The organism is Amycolatopsis sp. SID8362, from assembly GCF_010550475.1.
GTDB lineage: Bacteria > Actinomycetota > Actinomycetes > Mycobacteriales > Pseudonocardiaceae > Amycolatopsis > Amycolatopsis eburnea.
This window is the reverse complement of record NZ_JAAGNB010001782.1, coordinates 1-2,323: the sequence shown is the minus strand read 5'-3', so window position 1 is coordinate 2,323 and position 2,323 is coordinate 1. Positions and strand designations below refer to the sequence as shown.

The 2,323-nt window shown below is 74.6% G+C and carries 2 protein-coding genes; both read right to left on the bottom strand.

Going from position 1 to position 2,323, the window contains the following annotated elements:
• A partial coding sequence (locus G3I65_RS54650; protein ID WP_163046924.1) for a glutamine synthetase family protein occupies nucleotides 1-1,255 on the bottom strand: 1,255 nt, incomplete at its 3' end.
• A 464-nt stretch (nucleotides 1,256-1,719) separates the two neighbouring features.
• A partial coding sequence (locus G3I65_RS54645) for a DMT family transporter (RefSeq protein WP_160704346.1) occupies nucleotides 1,720-2,323 on the bottom strand: 604 nt, incomplete at its 5' end.

The window sequence follows — 2,323 nt, the reverse complement described above, 5'->3', positions numbered from 1 at the left end:
CGCCCAGCAGATCGTCGCCGAGCACGCCGGCGACCCGCGGCGTGGCGAGCAGCGCGGCATCCTGTTCGGCGGTGTCGGCCGGCAGCCGCCGCACGCCGCGCGTCTCCCGCTCCCCCGCCGTCCAGCCGCCCGGGTCTTCGCCGATCGGCTCGGGCAACGCGAGCGCGTCCTCGATGCCCGCCATCCCGGCGGCCAGCACGACCGCCAGCGCGAGGTACGGGTTGGCGGAGGCGTCCGACGTCTTGAGCTCGACGTTCGCGTGGCCGGCGCCCAGCAGCGGCGAGCCGGGGACGTACCGCAATGGCGCTTCGCGGTTTTCGACACCCCAGAACGCGTACGCGCCCGCGAAGTAGCCGGGCCGCAGCCGCAGGGTGGACGGAACGCTCGGCGCGGTGATCGCGGTCAGCGCCGGCAGGTCGCGCAGCAGCCCGGCGAGGTAACCGGCGCCGTCGCCGCCGAGGTCGTCGAGAAGGTTCCGCCCCTTGCGGGAGACGGAGGTGTGCAGGTGCCAGCCGTTGCCTGCCGAACCGAGCCCGACGAGCGGCGCGAAGCTGACGACGAGCCCGTGCGCGTGCGCGGCGGCGTGAATGGTCTGCCGCGCCAGCAACTGATCATCGGCGGCGGCCACCGGATCGGTGGCCGCGAGCGACAGCTCGACCTGCGCGACCCCGTACTCGGCGTGCAGCTGCCCGATCCGCAGCCCGTTCGCGGCGAAGTCGTGCAGCAGGGCGGCGATGAAGCCGTCGAGGCGCACCAGGGCGTGCGGGCTGTAGGCCGGCCCGGGGTGCCCGGGCGTGGTCACGATGTCGGTGCTGCCCGCGGGAGCGACGGCGAATTCGAGCTCGTACCCGGCCCGGAACTCGAGCCCCCGCCGCGCCCCCTCGGCGACCTGCGCCTCGAGCACGGCCCGCTGGCAGTAGGGCCACGGCTCGCCGTCCCGGGTGAGCTGCCGCGCGGGCGCCCAGGCGAGCGCGGGCTGCCCCGCGAGCCGCCGCAGCCGCTCGACGACGGGCACGAGCCGGATGTCCCCGGACGGCGTGGCGAGCCCGGCGTGCCCGTAGGTGATGGCGTCATGGCTGTCGAAAACGGCGAAGAGCGAAGTGGCCCCGACCCCGCGAACAGCGGCATCGGCCAGCCCGGCGATGGGCACGATCCGCGACCGCGGAATGCCGTTGTTGTCCGCCCAGGCGAGGTGAACACCCCCAACCCCGGCAGCCGCGAAGTCCTTCGCCGCCGCGGACGCCGCCTTGGTCATGGCCACCCGCCTCCTCCGGCCCCGGACAAACCCCACCCGTCCCGGGGGACGAGCCCCGCTCCAGCGTATCGGGCCGGTCCGACGAAAAGGCCGGGAAAGGGGCCCGCCGAGACGGATTGTCCACATCACGGGCGGCCTGTGGACAACTCGGCGGGCACGGTCTGGGGGACGCCGTCGGCGGCCACTCCGGGCGGCCCCACGGCTTCGGTGCGGCCAGATCACCGTTAGCCGCTGACCTGCGGTTTTGTCGTCGCCGGTCCGTCGCTGGCTTGCGCGGCGGGCTGGCGGTGTTCGGCGGCGGGGTGCGGGTCTGGGCGAGGGTTTGGCGAGTTCAGGCAGCTGGGGGCGCGGGTCTGTTCCCCGAGGGGATGCTGAGCGGGTTAGTTAGCAGCAGGCAGGTGCGCCGAGACTCGTGCGGTTTGCGATGGCCCACCGCAGCGGAACCGGACCACCGCCCGCTCCACTCACCCCGGCGGCTCCACCCCCGCCGCCCGCTCCACTCCATCCCGGCTCCGCAACGCCACCCCGGCCACCACCGCCAGCGTCCCCAACGCCTCCGGTACCGACGGCACCTGCCCCAGCAGCAGGAACCCCATCACCCCGGCCGTCACGGGCAGCAACGCCAACAGCACCGCGAACCTCGCCTGGCCCAGCCGCCGCAGGACCACCTGGTCCAGGGCGTACGGCACCACCGTCGACAGCACCCCGACGCCCACCCCCAGCAGCAGCATCCGGGGCGAGGACCACAGCTCCCCCGTCCCCAGCGCCAACGGCGACAACACCACCGTCGCCGCCGCGAAGCCGATGGCCAGGCTGTCTATGCCGTCGCCGTCGACCGCCACTCGCTTGCCCAGGAGGATGTAGCCCGCCCAGGCCGCCGCCGCGGCCAGGGCGAAGGCCACGCCCAGGAACGAGCCCGCGATGCGGACGTCCGCGATCGCCACCACGCCGCAGGCCACCAGGACCAGCGCCAGCACGTCGCGCAGCGTGCGCGAGCCCAGGGCCGCCACCAGGACCGGGCCCGCGAACTCCAGGGCGACCACCGTGCCGAGCGGGAGCCTCGCGATC